Origin of the sequence: Hydrotalea sp. (genome assembly GCA_030054115.1) — a bacterium.
Lineage (GTDB): Bacteria > Pseudomonadota > Alphaproteobacteria > JASGCL01 > JASGCL01 > JASGCL01.
This window is the reverse complement of sequence record JASGCL010000017.1, coordinates 1-16,901: the sequence shown is the minus strand read 5'-3', so window position 1 is coordinate 16,901 and position 16,901 is coordinate 1. Positions and strand designations below refer to the sequence as shown.

Sequence of the window (16,901 nt, the reverse complement as noted above, 5' to 3'; positions counted from 1 at the left end):
AAATGAGGGAACCCAAATGAGCGAACTCAAATGAGGGAACCCTAAATACCAACCCCAACCCAATAAGGAAGTATCATGTTACGACTTGGTTATTACATCATAAAAATTCTTGCGAAGCAATAGTTCTGGCAAGATTTTTTTACCCCCATGGCCGTCATAAAAAATGGTCAGGGGAATACCAATGCGATGTTCTGCCGCAATAAAATCAGCAATGGCTTTATTGGGTTTTGTCCAATCGGCCAATACCAACCGCACATTGTTTTCTGCAACCCAATCGGAGAATTCTTTAGATGCAAACACCGTTTTAAAATTAACCTGACAGGTCAAACACCAATCGGCGGTTATAACCAACAAGGTTGGCCGGCGGGCGGTGTTGGCTTGCGAGGTAATATCCGCCGTAAAATTTTCCCATGGTAATTTTTTAGACGAATTTTTCGCGGCGATGGTTGCATCATTCAATGTTGCGCGGGTGCCATAATGCGCCCATAAAAATGGCGCGAGCAATAGGAGGCTCAAGATTATAAAAACTATATTATTTTTACCAAAGAGTTTTTTGTGGTTGAGAAGGCTGACAAAAAACAGCAACGGCAATAACAGCGCAACCTTGCCCAGCGTATTTTTCAACAACCACACCAGCCATAGGATAATGGCGAATAAGCTGGCACTGACCAAGATATTAAACAACCATAATATTGTGCCGCGGTATTTGGTTGGCAAACGCCATTGATAAAGTTGCGGCATCAGCGACAACAAAAACCATGGCAGGGCCAGGCCAAAACCCATGACGCTCACAAACAACGGAATAAAAATCGGGTTTGGCTGGTAAAAGGCAAAGGTCAGGCTGATGCTCATCAAGGGGGCAAGGCAGGATGCCGAAAGAATCGCCATGACAAAACCAAGCAAAAAATCATTGACCGCGCTATAGCGCGTGGTGATATTCGCCAGCCGCGTGCGGGCGCGTGGCGAGATAAGCGAGATGGCGATGGTTGGTTTTAATGAAAAATTTTTGAGCGACGATAAAAAAATCGCGGCAAAAAGCAACAACAACAAAGCGATAAACCACGGCGATTGAAAATAAATGCCCCAAAAAAATTGTTGGTGTGTTAAGCGCAATAAATAAAGCCCCCAGCCAAACACCACAAAAAAACTAAAAAGCCCAAAGGCGGTGATGGCGATGGATTTTTTTATCGCCCTAGCCGAGGTTGCTTTTTTATCTTGCACGTGGTGAAGTTTCAACGACAATGCCGGCAAGACGCAGGGCAAGATGTTAAGCAACAAACCGCCCAACAGCGCAAATAAAATATAACGGGCGAATGACGCGGCTGATGCGGCATCGCTGACGGCGTTACCTTGTGCCGTCGCTATGGCCTTTGCAATCATGGGGTTGTTTGACTTGGCGTTTGGCGGCGCAATGGTTTTGTGAAGCGTGAATGTCGCCGGCACGCAAATCACATCGCATATCAAAAAATTGGCGCGCAGTTTTAAGTCAATGTTTTTATTTTTATCCAGCCGCGTTATTGCCAGCGGCAGGGTGACCGCGTTTTTATAGCCGTAACTTTTTATCCCCTGGAACGAAAATTCATGGTCGGGTGGAAATATAATTTTTGTCGTGGCGAGGTTTTTTGACCCGTTGGTTTCAAGCTGTGGCGGCAGGCCACCCGAATCGGCGCGGTCGCTGTAGGTTTTCCAGCCATGGCGCATTTTCAATTGCAGGGCGATATATTCATGCCCCGAGGCATCGACATAATTATCGAGCAGGTCGAGCCGCGCCAGCGATTGATGTTGGTTGTCGTAAAATGTTGCGCTGGTGCCGGCCACGTCGTTCAGAATTTGCGCCGTGAGTTTATCGGTGGCTTCATCGGCTAGGGAATTGGTCGCAACGCCGCCCAACACCGCGCCCCATAACAACAGCAAGAGGCAAAGGATTTTTTTCATTAAGCGGGCACTAAAATGGCTTGGCAACCACCAAAATCAGAATCAATATTAAAATCACGGTGGGGATTTCGTTTAACCAACGAAAATAAGTTGCCGAATGTTTGTTGGTGCCGTTTAATAATTGTTTGCGGTAACGCGCCAACATGCCGTGCATGATGGTCAGCAACAACACCAGGCTCAACTTGCTGTGCATCCAACCATTTTTTAAAAAATCACCAACCGCCATCAGGTAAACACCGGTGGCGAGCGAGACTATCATCGCCGGGTTGATAATGCCGCGTAGCAGGCGACGCTCCATCGTCGCCAAGGTTTTTGCAACCTCGCCCTTTGCATCAACATGATACACGAACAGGCGCGGCAAATACCACATGCCGGCCATCCAGGCAAAATTGGCGAACAGGTGGATGATTTTAATAATTGTGTAGCTATCCATTTTTGTTATCCTTTAAGAATTTTTTCAACCATTATTTTTGACCAAATTGATAAGTTGCGCAACATGGTCGATTGGCGTTTCCTTATCGATACCATGGCCGAGGTTAAAAATATAGCTCTTGTTGCGCATGCTGGCAAGTTGCTTCAATACGGCCTGCGCCATTTTATCGCCGCCGATTTTTAATAGGGCGGGGTCGAGGTTGCCCTGCAATATTATTTTATCCGGCAGGTTTTTTTGCACCGCCGCCATGTCGGCATGATGGTCGATGGCAATGGCGCGCGCGCCGGTTTGTTGTTGATATGTTGCCAGGTCGGCGATTCCCTTTGGGAAGCAGATAATATCCTGCCCGATTTTTTTCATCGCCGTGATAATTTTTTCATGGGGTTGATAAAGGGCGATTGGCAATAATTCTTGCGGGATAAGGCTGGCCCAGCTGTCAAAAATTTTGAGCACATCCGCACCATTATTGTCGCCGGCATTTTTTTGCGCCTGCAAAAAACATATCACCGCTTGGGTCAGCATATCGATGATGGTTTTAAAATCCTGCGGGCGGTGTTTTGCAAAATTAACCGCATCGGCAAAATCGGGCGACGACCGGCCCGCCACCATGTAACAAAACAAAGTCCAGGGCGCGCCGGTAAAACCGATAATGTCCTTGCCGGCGGGCAAGGCGGCGCGGGTTTGCGCAATCGCCGTCAGCAATGGCGATAGTTTTTTTAAAAAAATATCTTTTACCTCATCATCGAAACCACGGCGAATGATATCGTCCAATTTTTCTTTTTCCAAAATCGGCCCTTCATTTTCTTGAAACGAAAGCCCCATGCCCAAACCAAATGGCACGACCAAAATATCAGAAAAAATAATCGCCGCCGATAAATCAAATCGTTGCAGGGGTTGCAGGGTGATGGTGGTCGCCCAATCGGGCGTGAAACACAGGTTTAAAAACGACCCGGCCCGTTCGCGCAACGCCCGATATTCGGGCAGGTAACGCCCGGCCTGGCGCATCAACCATATTGGCGGCGGCGATAGCTGTTCGCCATGCAACAAGGCGGTGATGGCACCGGTTTTTTTGCTCGTCATATTATTTTGTTGATTGTTCATCGCGCCACCGCCACCATATATTTATTTTAGCGCGGTGATAATTTTTTTGCCGATGGCGGAAAAAATGGTCGAAATATCGTTGTCATTTTTTTTATGCACCAATGGTGTGCCGCTGTCGGACGCCGACCGCAAATCCTTGGTCAGCGGCACCGCCCCCAGGAAATCGACGCCATAATCCTTTGCCGCGACCTGGGCCCCGCCGCGCGAAAAAATATCATGTTCCTTGCCACATTGGTCGCACACAAAATAGCTCATGTTTTCGATAAGCCCCAATATCGGAATATTTAATTTTTGAAACATCGCCACCGCCTTGCCCGCGTCCAGCAACGCCAAATCCTGCGGCGTTGAAACAATCACCGCGCCCGCCAAGGGCACGCGCTGGATAAGTGTCAATTGCGCATCCCCGGTGCCGGGCGGCAAATCCACCACCATGATATCGCGCGGCCCCAACACCGCGCCCCAAGCTGTTTTAAACAATAATTGTGTCAGGGCACTCATCACCATTGGCCCGCGCCAAATGGTTGGCTGGTTATCCTCCAACAAAAAACCTATCGAATTTATTTCCATGTTAAAGGCGGTCAGGGGAATCATATTGCCGTCCTTATCACCATCGGGTTTTTTATGGGCCAGGCCGGACAGGGTGGGCACCGACGGGCCGTAAATATCGGCATCCAACAATGCAACCTTTTGCCCAAGATATTGCAGGGCGAGCGCGAGGTTGAAGGCGGCGGTCGATTTCCCAACCCCGCCCTTGCCCGACGCCACGGCAATAATTTTTTTAACCGCCGGAATTGGTTTTTGCTCGGCGAAGGGGTTGGGCGTGGTGGCCGAGGTTGGCGCGGCCTTGGCATTGTCGGTGGTGGCTGCGCGGGTCATGGTCATTATCACCATTGCCTTTTTCACGCCCGGGATTTTTTGCAATTTCTGCTCGATGGATTTTTTTAAATCTTGATAGGCATCGATTGATTTTTTATTGCCGCCCGGAATTTCCAAAATAACCTGTGCCACGTCGTCTTGGCGTTGGCTGTTGATGATAAGGCCGGATGCAACAATATCATCGCCCGCCGGTGTTTTAACCCCCTGCAATGCCGCCGCAATCTCGGGCAAAATTTTATTGCTCATTATTTTACCTTACCGCAAATGTTAGCGATTGGCCATAACGAATGGGTCCTCGACCATAATCATGTCGTCGCGTTCTGGGCTGGTGGAAAGCAAGGTGATGGGGCGAGTCGTTAGCTCCTCCAACCGCTTCACGTATTTTACCGCATTGGCGGGCAGGTCGCGAAATTTTCTTGTGCCACGGGTTGATTCTTGCCAACCGGCCATTTCTTCGTAAATTGGTTTGGCGCGGCATTGCAGGGCGGGCGACGCCGGCAGGTAATCATATTGCTTGCCATCGATGTCGTAGCCGATACCTATCATTAATTTTTCCATGCCGTCGAGCACGTCCATTTTCGTTAAGACCAACCCATGGATGCCGGCGATTTTGCATGATTGCCGCACCATCACCGCGTCGAACCAACCGCACCGCCGCTTGCGGCCGGTGACCGTGCCGAATTCCCGCCCCTTTTGCCCCAGCAATTCGCCGGTTGCGTCCAGCAATTCGGTGGGGAAGGGGCCACTGCCGACGCGCGTCGCATAGGCCTTAACAATGCCCAAACAATAACCATTAAAGGCCGCACCCAACCCCGAGCCCAATATGGCATTGCCGGCGGCGGTGGCGGAGGATGTAACGAAGGGGTAGGTGCCATGGTCGATATCTAGCCACAGGCCTTGCGCCCCCTCGAACAGAATTTTCTTTTGCGCCTCGTCGGCCTTATCCAATTCGCGCCACACCGGCTTGACGAATGGCAAAATTATTTTGGCTTGCTTTAATAATTCATCGGTCATGGCATCGACCGATGGGTAATCGATATTCATGGTTTTTAAAAAAATATCATGGTGCGCCACCAATGCAGACACTTGTTTTTTTAATTCCGCGCCATCGGTCAGGTCGCACAGCCGCACCGCGCGGCGCGCGATTTTGTCTTCATAGGCTGGGCCAATGCCGCGACCGGTGGTGCCGATTTTGCCGACGCCGCGCAATTGCTCGCGCGCCTTATCAATCAACGAATGAATCGGCAATATCAGCACCGCGTTTTCGGCTATCATAAAATTATCGGGGGTGATGGCAACGCCGCGTTTTTGCAAACCCGCCATTTCGTTCAACAGGGCGGTTGGGTCAATCACCACGCCATTGCCAATAACCGCCATTTTGTTTTTGCGCAAAATGCCCGATGGCAACAGCGACAATTTGTATTCTTCATTGCCAATCATCAGGGTGTGGCCGGCGTTGTGCCCGCCCTGAAACCGCACGACATAATCGGCACGGTCGGAAAGCCAATCGACGACCTTGCCCTTGCCCTCGTCGCCCCATTGCGCCCCCATAACAATAACCGATGACATGTTGTTATTTCCTTTCTGGTGATAATATCGTTGGTTTAATCATCGGCAGTAAATTATCAAGATAGAGCGAGAAGCCAACCGCTTCCTCCGCCCCCGCCATGTAATGGCCGCCGCGCCCGACGGTTGCGTTGTTTTGTTGGTCGAACAAGGTGAAGGCAAAACCAGTTTTGTAATCAAACCCCAATAATTCGGTCAGGTCAATCGTCAGCTTGGCCGGTTGGCGTAATGTTGCAACCCCATCAACCATGGTGGCGACCAAGCCAATAAAATTGTTTAACGGCGTGGCGAGGGCTTTTTCACCACCGTGTTTTTTTAATAATTCTTTCAGTTGCGGCAACACATCAACCGCCAGGCCGGTCATGGTCATCAGCTCGACCAGCAAATCGATGGCGGCAGTGTCGGTCTTTGCCGTTTTTTTCATCACCTGCAAGGCGGCCGTATCCTTATGCCGGACATAATTTTCAACGAGCTGTTTTTCCTGGGTGGTGATGGCTTGCATGATAAGCCGCGTCGCCGCCGGCAGGGCAAGGTCGCACCACAATGGCCGGGCGATGATATTATCCAACGCGGCAAATAAAACATTTAACACCTCGGCATTTTGCGCTTCACCGCCGCCGATAATTTCGACCCCGACCTGGGTCAGTTGCCGCTTGCCATTGATGGCGGCGGGGCGCAGGACATCACCGCCGTAACATAATTTTAACGGCCGGGCGCGGTCGCTTAATTTATCGGCCGCGATGCGCGCCACGCCGGTGGTCATGTCGGCGCGAATCACCAGCGGTTGGCCGGATAGGGGGTCAAAGCTGATGAAGCCACTCGATAAGTTATTTTGGAAACCATGGCCGGCCATTTGGTTGGCATATTCGACCAACGGCGGGTCGATAAAATCATAACCATGGTGATAAAAAAATTGTAGCAGGTCGCTCATGACCTTTTGCCGCGCGAAGGCGACTGGCGGCAAGCGGTCGTCAATCCCCTCAGGTAAAACATTTGGCAAAACATTCGGCAAGGCATCGGGCAAGCCGGCTGGGCGAGATGTGGGAGATGCTGGGCTGGTCATGATAGGGGCAAGGTTATTTGTAACGCCGCATGGGGCAATTCTTCATAATAAAGAATCAAAGAAATTGCAATCGGCGATGGCGCGCCCTAAGTCTTTCATTGATTTTTTACGCCAAATGTTGTATAATAAACAATCATTCGGGCATAATAAATGCCTCAGTGAAAAACCTGCAAAGCCTCATTTCGTTGGTTGGGAGAGCTTCATGGTGTAACACCCTGTCCCTTGTCCCCCCTGTCCATGGATAATTGTCCATGGTCAATTGTCGATTGTTATATCATCGCTAACGTGTGAGGATTGTCATGCGGTGGTGGCGGAATATAAAGCTTTGGGATGGAGCGAAAAAACGATGCCCCGTGGTGTGAATTTATTGCTGATGGTTATTAGGTTGCTCGGGCGGCTAATGATTCTGGCCATTGTAACCCTATTGATATTCTTGGGCACATCATTGAGCGTGTCATCGGCGCGTGCCGCCGGTTACCCCGAACGACCGGTAACATTCATTGTGCCCTGGCCGCCGGGCGATTTGGAAGACCAATTAACCCGTATCATCGCCGACCAATTTACCAAAACCTACCACGTGCCGGCGCGGGTGGTTAATATCAGCGGCGGTGGCGGCGTGATAGGGGCGACGCGTGTCGCCAATGCCAAGCCCGACGGCTACACCATCGGGTCGCTGGTTAAGGATTTGGTCAGCACGCAGATTGTTAATGGCCATGCCAAATATGATAAACATAGTCTTGTGCCGCTCGGGGTTTTCCTAACCTATCCCTTTGCGTTGGTGACCAAAAAAACCGCGCCCTATAACGATGTGGCGCAGTTGGCGGCCTACGCCCAGCGGCATGATGTGGTGTTGGGGCATTTTGGCTATTCCGCCCTTCCCACCATTGCCACGTTTAAAATGGTGCGGCGGCTCAGGTTTTCGTTCAGCGCGGATGCAACCTACGACAACCTCGATTGCGCCGTGTTAAAAAATGGCGATGTCGATGTTATAACCACCACCATGGGGGCGGTGTTGCCATGTATCAAGGATATTAAATTGTTGGCGGCCTACAGCAACCAACCGCTTAGCCTTTTCCCATCGGTTAAAACCCTAGACCAGCAGGTTCCCGGGCTTAAAATAAGCTTATGGAATGGTTTGTTCGTGCCGCGCGGCACGCCGCCGGCGATAGCCGATAAAATCAGCACGGTGGCGCGGGCGGCGATGCAATCGCCACGGGCGCAAAAAATAGCCCGCGAAACTGGGGCCGAGGTTTATTGGTTAGATGGCGTTGCCGCCACCCGCCTGTCCGCAGAAGCTTACGAAGAGTCTTTTACCGACAAGCAATAATAGATAGGAAATGCGATGGTAGGACACCCTCAACATAACCAAGGCAACGGCGTTAAACCCGTTGCCTTGGTTTATGAGGTTTTTCTTGGCTTGCTTGATTTCTACAAGCCCCCTAAACCCCGAGCATACAATAAAAACACAAAATACCATACAGCTGGCAGTGGCGCGGCGAGCATCCTGCAGGTTTTGCTGGCGGTGGGTGGGGTGCGGCTTTATTATTCCCTCAGCGATATTTTTTACCGCGGCGTCTTGGGGCGTGGCAGTGGTGGCAAAAAAATACAACGCGCCAAACCGCGCCAGCAACCACCGCAGGATGGGGGCGAGGCGTCCTACCCGGCGATGGCCTTGATTGGTTTTTTTATGTTGGCGGCGGCGATAATTTTTTTTGCCCTGTTGCCCTATCAAACACAAACGCAACCCAATGATAAATTGTGGCTAACCTCGCCGCGTTTAATGCCGACGGTTGCCTTGGCTATTATTGCGCTCGCCGGTTTTTTGTTGTCCTTGCGGTTTTTTACAACCGCGCAGAAAAAAGCATCTTGGCGGGCGGCAAAAAACAGCTTCGCTGGCCTTGGTAATTGCTTGCAATACCTGATGGTGTTTTTATTTTACCTGTTGGCGATTTTGTATATTGGGTTTTCTTTGGCGTCGATTATTTTTGGCCAGGTTGTTTTGTGGTTGGCCGGTTTGCGCGGCGCGCGATGGGTAAGAATAAATTTTTTAACCATGTTGTTGCTGGTGCTGGCGATTCGCGGCCTGTTGGAAATATGGTTTCCGAACCCGCTGTTGCTGGAATTACTGCCGGACAAGTTGAGCGAGCATATCGCGCGCTTTTTGTAATCATCGATAACTATCATGGAAACATTTTATTATAGCCTATATAGTATCTTGCAATATGATATTATCTTGGCCTTGCTCGGCGGGGCCATGCTGGGGATTATCGTTGGCGCGGTGCCCGGGTTGGAACCCGCCGGCTGTATGGCGATGCTGTTGCCCTACAGCATGATGTTACCGCCACTGCCTGGCGTGATATTATTGCTCGGGGTTTACAGCGGTGCCTGGTATGGCGGGGCGATACCGGCGATTATCATGCGCGTGCCCGGCACACCGGTCAATGTCTTAACGACCTATGATGGCTACCCCATGGCGCGGCGCGGGCAAACGCGTCGCGCCCTGTCGATAGCCTATTCGGCCTCTTTTTTTGGCGGCATGGTTAGCGTCATGGCCTTGGTGGTATTGGCGCCGCATTTGGCGCGGGTTGCGACCTACTTCGGTGCGCCCGAATATGCCATGGTGGCGTTGCTGGCGATTGTGTCGGTTCTGTTGGCGCATGTTCGTTACCCGCTGGCATCATTGCTGTCGCTCGGGGTCGGGTTGTTTCTGGCCACGGTCGGCATCGATGAGATATTCGATACGCCGCGTTTTGTTTTTGGCAATGAGACGCTGTTGGCCGGTATTCCGTTGATACCGGTGGTTATCGGGTTATTTTCCATGTCGCAGGCCTTCGTCTTACTGCGCGGCGGAACAGCTTTATCCTCGCCAACCAATTCAGCGGCCAAAAAAACCGCGCGGCATGGTTATGGGCATGAACAAGCTCATGGGCGGTTGTTGCCCGACGGTCAGGCCGGGCGGCGTGATGGAAGTTATTTTTTACAGCGATTTTTTCGCAATTATTTTTCAGGTTTTGTGGAAATTAGCCGTTACCCCAAAACCTTGCTACGCTCGACCACGATAGGCCTGACCTTAGGGTTGTTGCCTGGCGTCGGGGAATTTGGCGCGCAATTTTTGTCCTACGCCCTGGCGCAACGCGGTTCAAAAAACCCAAAAAAATTTGGCAAGGGTTCGGCCGAGGGGTTGGTCGCATCGGAAAGTTCTATCAGTGCCTGCACCGCCACCACCATGGTGCCATTGTTGTCGTTGGGCATCCCGACCGATCCTTTAATGGCCATGGTCTTGTCGGTTATGTTGATTCATAATTATATTCCTGGGCCACAGCTTTTTATCGACCACCCAACTTTTCTCACCGGCCTTTATGTTGCGTTGTTTCTGGTTAATATATTTATTTTTATTTTATTGTCGCTCGGCACTAGTAGCATTATGAAGATTAGCAAAATAAACCTAAAATATGTTGGCATGTTGGTGTTGGTGTTATCGCTGGTCGGCACCTATGTCCAGGGTTATCGATTAAGCGATTGCGGGTTGGCGGCATTGTTTGCCCTGATGGGGTGGGTGATGTTAAAAAACAATATCCCGGGCTTCCCGTTGGTGATTGGTTTGGTGTTGGGGACATTATTGGAAAACAATACGATTCGCGCGCTACTTATCAACCAAGAAAGCCCGTTGATTTTTTTCCAACGGCCGATAGCCGCGACGTTGTTGGTGGTCAGCCTGCTCGGCATGATTATTTACCTGCGCGGCTTATATGCTGAGGTTAAATATAATATCCTTGGTCATAAAAAAATATATAAATAAAATTATAATATTGTTGCCGGCGATAGCGGCCACCCGCCTTGGTTGATAAGCCGTCCCTTTTTTAAGATAATATATTTATTTATCGCCAAGCAGTGTCTTTATCGGTGCAAGTTGTCTTCATTGGCCAAAGCCAAAGCCTGATTTTTGGTTATAATGGCCACAGGAAACAGATTATATTATATTGATTATCCTAGATTTATTAGGGAAAATATGGTATAATGAGGTGTTGTTGTTGGTTGGGTTGTGAATGAAAGGGAAAGATTATGGCGCGAGGGAAGGCACTGCGCAACGTTTTGTTGCACGCCATTATAAAATTGACAAGCAAATTGATTGCGAAAACGAACAACATAACACGCGGTAATAGCGTTGGTATTTTTTGTGAAGATTTTAATTTCTATTTGACTGAATTGGTCAAATGTTTTTGCGCCAACCATAATTATATAGTTGGAATGTTGCAGGCAGGGCATTCAAATAAATCACTGATTCGTGAACTTGCACGGCTAAGCACTTTTGGTGTTTTTGGCGGTGGGGTCGCTTCTTTATAATCTTATGTATTGAAAAAAAAAGAAAACCACAAACCAAACCTAAAACAAAGAAAGGGCAACAACAATGATCGATTACGAAATTGCACCAAGCGTGCTTTCAATCTGGCGCAAAGCAAAGATTGACGAGGTCAACAAAGAACAACCGGAGAATAACAACGCGGGGGTGGAATATCAGCTGAACAAATTGCTGTCGCTCGGCAAAAGTGCCGAGGGCGTGCGATTGGTGGATTTTGTTTCGACCTTGGAAAAAATGGGCGAGCAACCCGAGGCCATCGACCCATTATTTTTTTGGCGGGTTGGTTTCGATGCCGAGATTGAAACGGCGGGCGCGGTCGGGCAAACCGTTGGCCAATGCCATAAATTGGGTTACGCGCTGAATGCCTTGCAACGTTATTTCTACCTGTTGCAAGACGTGACCGAGGTTGCGCTGAATGTTGATAACGAGGTCACGACCATGAGCTATCGCATTTTGGATAACCGCATTTGGCCGCGTAGTCGCGACAGCGAATTTACGCTTGGCTTGATTGCTGGGTTTCTTGACCGTTACATCGGGAAAAAAGATGTCACGCTCGACGTGCGTTTTGAACATGAACGTCAAAAAAATAACCAGGCGCAATTAACATCAAACCGCTACCAAACCTACTACGGCCAGGAAGGCAACTCGATTAGCTTCCCGACCAGTTTGTTGGAAACGACTATCGAGAATGTTGCGAATGTCGGCGACCCGATGAAAAATCTTAATAAGGAAATTGCTTATTATAATTATCGCAAACCGATGTCGGTGCGGGTGGCACATCACCTGATGCAGGCCTTGGGCAAAAAAACCATCAACCAAAAGGAAATTGCGTCCGCGCTTGGCACGACCTCGCGCACCATGCACCGAAAATTGTTGGTGGAAAAAAACAGCTTCAAAAACATTTTGGAAGAATGCAGAAAACAACAGGCATTGTTTGAAATGATGGTGCGGCGCGAAAAATCCTTGGCCGATATTGCTATCGCCCTTGGCTATTCGGAGCATAGCACCTTCACCCGCGCCTTTCACAAATGGTTTGGCCAAAGCCCGAAAAAATTTATCACCCATTAAAACCTGAAAAATCCTGACAAGCTAATATTTTTATTATCTTGTCAGGCGGGTTGGGCGGTATCAACGTTTCAAGCCGAAACCGCGGTAAAGCACAAACCAATTAATAATAAACATGGCACCCGCCATTGCCCCCCAAACAATAAAATTATAGGGGATTGGGTTTTCATTCAAAAACCACAATTGCCGCACGCCATATTGCAATTGATATATCGGGTTATATTCCATCAGAAAACGAAATTTTTCGGGCAGTGCCGAGGCGTCAAAAAAACTGCCCGATAGCATGAAGGCAGGAAAAATAATCGTGTTATCCCATTTCGACAGGTCGTTCCATTTCTGCGCGGTCAGGGACATCATAAAACCCATGCAAACAAAAAATACCATCGCCAACAACAACAATGCCATGCCGAGCAACGCCCCTTGCCACGACGGCGCGCTCATGCCCATGATAAATAACAACAGCACCACCGGCCAATTGGCAAACAACGAGGCTTGGATTTCCTCGGTAATCACCGACACAATCCACAGCCAGGCGGGCAGGGGGCTCATGATATAATTTTCCAACACCCGCTCCATTTTTAAAAACAACGTGCCGTGGGCGGTGCCGAAATAGGCTCGGCTGATGGAGGCCATAACCCACAACCCCATGCCGATGACGTAAATGCGGTTGGTGTGGTAAACATCGCTGGGGCCGGCACCAATAATCGCAAAAACGGCAATCATCAGCATGGCATTGACCGAATCGGCGCAGGTCCAAAGGTAACCGCGGATAAGGTTGGCGCAACTGCTTTTATAAATGCTGGCGAAGGCCACAAAAAGATAACTTTTTTTTAACATCATGACGTTGCATTATGACGGGTTGTAAGGGGAATAAAGTTTTAACTTTTTAAGCGATAGCCCGACCTAATCACCAGCCAAGAAACCAACGCCAGCACGAGATTGATGCCGAGGATAACCAGCATGGTCAAATGAAGGTCGGTATCCGATTCGCCCAAAAACCCGTGGCGGAAACCATTGATGATAAAAAAGAATGGGTCGGCGTGGGCGATTTTTTGTAACAGCGGATGCAACCCTTGCACCGAATAAAATGTGCCGCTTAAAAAAATCAACGGCGTGACAATAAAATTGGTGAAGGCGTTCATGTGGTCAAATTTTTGCGCCAATATACCGCATAATAGGCCGAGGTTCGCCATCCACAGCGAGCCCATCAAGGCAAAATAAAAAATCACCAACCAATTGGCATTGTCAACCGAAACAAAAAACAGCAACGGCAATAAACAGGAAATACCAACCAACACCCCGCGCGTCATGCCCGACAATAAAAAACCAGCGGTCATTTCAAACGGCGTAATCGGCGATAACAGCAAATCGACAAACGCCCCTTGGATTTTTGAAATCAAAATCGCCGATGTAACCGAGGCAAAAGCATTCTGCATGATGCTCATCATGATAATTCCGGGGGCCAGGAAGTTGCGGGTTGCCTCAAACGCCGAGGGGTCGGTGGCGTTGGTTTTTAACGCCAGCGAAAAAACCGTGAAATAAAGCAAATTAATAACCGCCGGCGCGACCAATGTTTGCGCCGCGATATTTATAAACCGCCGGCATTCTTTAACATACAGGGTGTAAAGACCAACCCAATTGATGCCGCGATGCAACGTCGGGGCTTGCAATTTACCAAATTCAGACATGCTGCGTTGTATCAGCAAATTGTGCAAATAGCAACTGCGCCACTTTTAATTATTTTTCAACTCATCGTCAAATTTTTTTATAAGGTCAAACACCTCATCAATGTCGCTTGTGGCAATCCATTCATTTGGTGCTTGGTAATGTTGATGTATTCTTTTTTCTATATCAGCATTAAATTTTGTTTGATAAAATTTTTCTAATTTATAACCACGGTTAGGGTCAGATGTTTGATAGCTATTCAATCTTGCCTGCGGGTTTTTAGCAATCCCTATCTTTAATTGCTTGCGAAAAGCCTTATTCGATATAATATAAATATAACCCTGTTCCAGCGATACACTATCACCACTATCGGTTCTTTTTGGTAGGGCGGTTTGAAAATTCGGCTCACCGCGAAAAAAATCAACGGGCACTTCTTTTTTTAATCGCTCTTTAACCAATTCATAGGCCTTTTGGCTAACATCAATGCCGACCCAATTTCTTTCTAATTTTTCAGCGGCGATGCAGGTGGTGGCGCACCCGCAAAATGGGTCAAGCACCATATCACCCTCCTTGCTACTAGCCTTGATTATTTTTTCTAATAACGCTAGCGGTTTTTGCGTTGGGTAGCCAGTGCGCTCTTTTGCTGAAGGAGCAATAGGTTGTATTTGCCACCAATCATCAGGATGACGACCTTTTTCATGTAGCTTTTGTTCGCCAAAATCTTTTCCTTTTCGCACATTGCCAATATAATGCTTAAACCTTTCTTTGGTGGCTTCGGCATATTCCTCTCTTACTTCATCAACATTAAAAACATATTCATTGGTTTTAGAATAACGAAAAATAATATCATGGCGATTGCCAAAATCTTTCTTTGGGTAGCCCGCGCCACGATAGCACCATATAACTTCGTTACGAAAATTCTTTTCACCAAAAATGCAATCCATCACCAATTTTAAATAATGGCTCATGGTCGGGTCGCAGTGCAAATAAACACTGCCAGTATTTTTTAATATTCGCCCTATTTCTATCAGCCTAATGGCCATATAAACGCAATAACAATAATTATATTGGTTGCTAAAATCTTTTATGCCTTTTAACAATGAATGGAGTTCGTAATTATCGGCTTCAATTTCTTTTACCCATTCGTCTTTAATATCCTCTTCCCTAAATATATCGCTGAATTCCGCGCCCTCGGCACTGCTACCAATCGGCGCGGTAAAAACTTTCTTTTTATTAAATGGCGGGTCTAGATAAATTAAATCGATGCAGTTAGAATTGATACCGCGCAGAATATCGATATTATCTCGACAATAAATCGTGCGGTTCTTAACATTTAGCATTTTATCAATTATTTTTTATAAGGTTTTGTAATATGATTCGTCTATAAAACAAATCAAAAACTTTTCTTATGTCAGGCCTGCATGGCTAATTCCCTACCCGCGAAACCCGTCAACCAGATCCAATTTTTCCCACGGGAATAACCCGTCCTTCGCGTCTCGGCCAAAATGGCCGTAACTGCTGGTTGGCACGTAAATCGCGCGGTGCAGGTCTAACTTCTCCCTTATCCCCCATGGCGACAGGTTAACCAGCGCGTCAATCTTCGCGACAATTTTTTCTTCAGGCACCTTGCCCGTGCCATAGGTATTAACATAAACCGATAATGGTTTGGCAACGCCGATAGCATAAGAAATTTGAATAACGCATTTGTCGCATAACCCAGCCGCCACAATGTTTTTGGCCAGGTAACGCGCGGCATAGGCCGCCGAACGGTCAACCTTGCTCGGGTCCTTCCCCGAAAACGCGCCACCACCGTGCGGTGCGGCCCCGCCATAGGTATCAACAATAATTTTGCGCCCGGTCAGGCCGGCATCGCCGTCGGGCCCGCCTATAACAAAATTGCCGGTCGGGTTGACATAAATATCCTCGCCCTTTGGCATCCAACCCTTTGGCAAGATTTTTTCGATATGCGGCATGACAATATCCCGCACCTGTTGTTGCGTCAGGCCGGCGTCATGTTGCGTTGACACCACGACCGATGTTGCCTTGGTCGGTTTGCCGTTTTGATAGAGCAATGTTACCTGGCTTTTTGCATCTGGCCCCAAGCCCGATTTGCCCATGCGGCGAAATTCGCTCAAGGATTTTAAAATGCGATGCGAATAATCCAACGTCGCTGGCATGAAAGACGGGGTTTCGTTGGTGGCATAACCGAACATAATCCCTTGGTCGCCGGCACCCTCTTGGTTTTTATCTTTGTTATCGACCCCCATGGCAATGTCGGCCGATTGGCTGTGGAGCAGGTTTTCGAATTGCAAATTTTTCCAATGGAAACCATCTTGTTCGTAACCAATGTCGCGCACCGCGGCGCGCACCGCGGCCTCGATATCCTTCGCGGTGGCCGGGTCGGTATCGACCAATTTGCCGTTACCAAGCGTGCTTAATTTAATTTCACCGGCGATAACAACCCGTTGCGTCGTCGCCAATGTTTCGCATGCCACCCGCGCGTATTTTTCTTTTTTAATGAACATATCCAACACCTCGTCGGAAATGCGGTCGCAAATTTTGTCGGGGTGGCCCTCGGAAACTGATTCACTGGTAAAAAGATAATCGCTCATAATAATCGCTCCTGGTTTTTTTTCTGTAGGTTTGTTGTTGCCCAAATTGTCCTTACGCTTGTCCCAAATCGTCCTTACGTTTGCGCCTGGTTCGTTGGTTTATAAAATGATTTTTGACGATAAGTAAAAACCATCACCTCGTCAAGAAAAAAATACCGCTACCCCCGTAATGTATAGCCGCAAGTGAAGCCGCCCCCGCCTGAAATTTGCTTTGGCTTTGCCAAA

15 protein-coding genes are annotated in these 16,901 nt (G+C 48.5%); 5 read left to right on the top strand and 10 right to left on the bottom strand.

Annotation, left to right across the window (positions count from 1 at the left end):
* Positions 1–78: 78 nt before the first annotated feature.
* Genes QM529_04605 through QM529_04580 form a run of 6 tightly spaced genes read right to left on the bottom strand, consistent with a single transcriptional unit; the run spans position 79 to position 6,974 of the window.
* The gene (locus QM529_04605; protein ID MDI9313938.1) at positions 79–1,935 is read right to left on the bottom strand and encodes a protein-disulfide reductase DsbD family protein; all 1,857 of its coding nucleotides are present in this window, start codon (positions 1,933–1,935) and stop codon (positions 79–81) included.
* Between the two features lie 10 nt (positions 1,936–1,945).
* On the bottom strand, positions 1,946–2,368 hold the full coding sequence (gene hemJ, locus QM529_04600) for a protoporphyrinogen oxidase HemJ (protein MDI9313937.1): 423 nt from the start codon (positions 2,366–2,368) through the stop codon (positions 1,946–1,948).
* 24 nt (positions 2,369–2,392) lie between these two features.
* Positions 2,393–3,448 carry a uroporphyrinogen decarboxylase gene (gene hemE, locus QM529_04595; protein ID MDI9313936.1) on the bottom strand — a complete coding sequence of 352 codons (1,056 nt, stop codon included), beginning with the start codon at positions 3,446–3,448 and terminating at the stop codon, positions 2,393–2,395.
* Positions 3,449–3,490: 42 nt separating this feature from the next.
* Positions 3,491–4,591: an Mrp/NBP35 family ATP-binding protein gene (locus QM529_04590; GenBank protein MDI9313935.1), complete on the bottom strand. Its 1,101-nt coding sequence runs from the start codon at positions 4,589–4,591 to the stop codon at positions 3,491–3,493.
* A gap of 21 nt (positions 4,592–4,612) precedes the next feature.
* Positions 4,613–5,914 carry an adenylosuccinate synthase gene (locus tag QM529_04585; GenBank protein ID MDI9313934.1) on the bottom strand — a complete coding sequence of 434 codons (1,302 nt, stop codon included), beginning with the start codon at positions 5,912–5,914 and terminating at the stop codon, positions 4,613–4,615.
* A 4-nt stretch (positions 5,915–5,918) separates the two neighbouring features.
* Complete coding sequence (locus QM529_04580; protein ID MDI9313933.1) at positions 5,919–6,974, bottom strand: ATP phosphoribosyltransferase regulatory subunit; 1,056 nt, start codon at positions 6,972–6,974, stop codon at positions 5,919–5,921.
* Positions 6,975–7,374: 400 nt separating this feature from the next.
* Between QM529_04580 and QM529_04575 the strand changes: the two genes are divergently transcribed.
* The 5 genes from QM529_04575 (at position 7,375) to QM529_04555 (ending at position 12,402) form a co-directional block, all read left to right on the top strand.
* Complete coding sequence (locus QM529_04575; protein ID MDI9313932.1) at positions 7,375–8,301, top strand: tripartite tricarboxylate transporter substrate binding protein; 927 nt, start codon at positions 7,375–7,377, stop codon at positions 8,299–8,301.
* A gap of 15 nt (positions 8,302–8,316) precedes the next feature.
* Positions 8,317–9,141, top strand: coding sequence for a tripartite tricarboxylate transporter TctB family protein (locus QM529_04570; protein ID MDI9313931.1), 825 nt, complete (start codon positions 8,317–8,319; stop codon positions 9,139–9,141).
* Between the two features lie 15 nt (positions 9,142–9,156).
* Positions 9,157–10,773 (top strand): tripartite tricarboxylate transporter permease, encoded by a 1,617-nt coding sequence (locus tag QM529_04565; protein ID MDI9313930.1) that lies wholly within the window; start codon positions 9,157–9,159, stop codon positions 10,771–10,773.
* Positions 10,774–11,036: 263 nt separating this feature from the next.
* Positions 11,037–11,318, top strand: coding sequence for a hypothetical protein (locus QM529_04560; GenBank protein MDI9313929.1), 282 nt, complete (start codon positions 11,037–11,039; stop codon positions 11,316–11,318).
* A gap of 64 nt (positions 11,319–11,382) precedes the next feature.
* Positions 11,383–12,402: an AraC family transcriptional regulator ligand-binding domain-containing protein gene (locus QM529_04555; protein MDI9313928.1), complete on the top strand. Its 1,020-nt coding sequence runs from the start codon at positions 11,383–11,385 to the stop codon at positions 12,400–12,402.
* 60 nt (positions 12,403–12,462) lie between these two features.
* Here QM529_04555 and QM529_04550 read toward each other — a convergent pair whose 3' ends face one another.
* The 4 genes from QM529_04550 to metK all read right to left on the bottom strand — a co-directional run bounded on the left by QM529_04550 (position 12,463) and on the right by metK (position 16,676).
* Positions 12,463–13,239, bottom strand: coding sequence for an ABC transporter permease (locus tag QM529_04550; protein MDI9313927.1), 777 nt, complete (start codon positions 13,237–13,239; stop codon positions 12,463–12,465).
* 38 nt (positions 13,240–13,277) lie between these two features.
* Positions 13,278–14,087 (bottom strand): ABC transporter permease, encoded by an 810-nt coding sequence (locus tag QM529_04545; protein MDI9313926.1) that lies wholly within the window; start codon positions 14,085–14,087, stop codon positions 13,278–13,280.
* Positions 14,088–14,132: 45 nt separating this feature from the next.
* Entirely contained in the window at positions 14,133–15,404 is a 1,272-nt protein-coding gene (locus QM529_04540) for a DNA methyltransferase (protein ID MDI9313925.1), read from the bottom strand.
* 93 nt (positions 15,405–15,497) lie between these two features.
* A complete protein-coding gene (gene metK, locus QM529_04535; GenBank protein MDI9313924.1) occupies positions 15,498–16,676 on the bottom strand; it encodes a methionine adenosyltransferase in 1,179 nt (392 codons plus the stop codon).
* Positions 16,677–16,901: the final 225 nt, after the last annotated feature.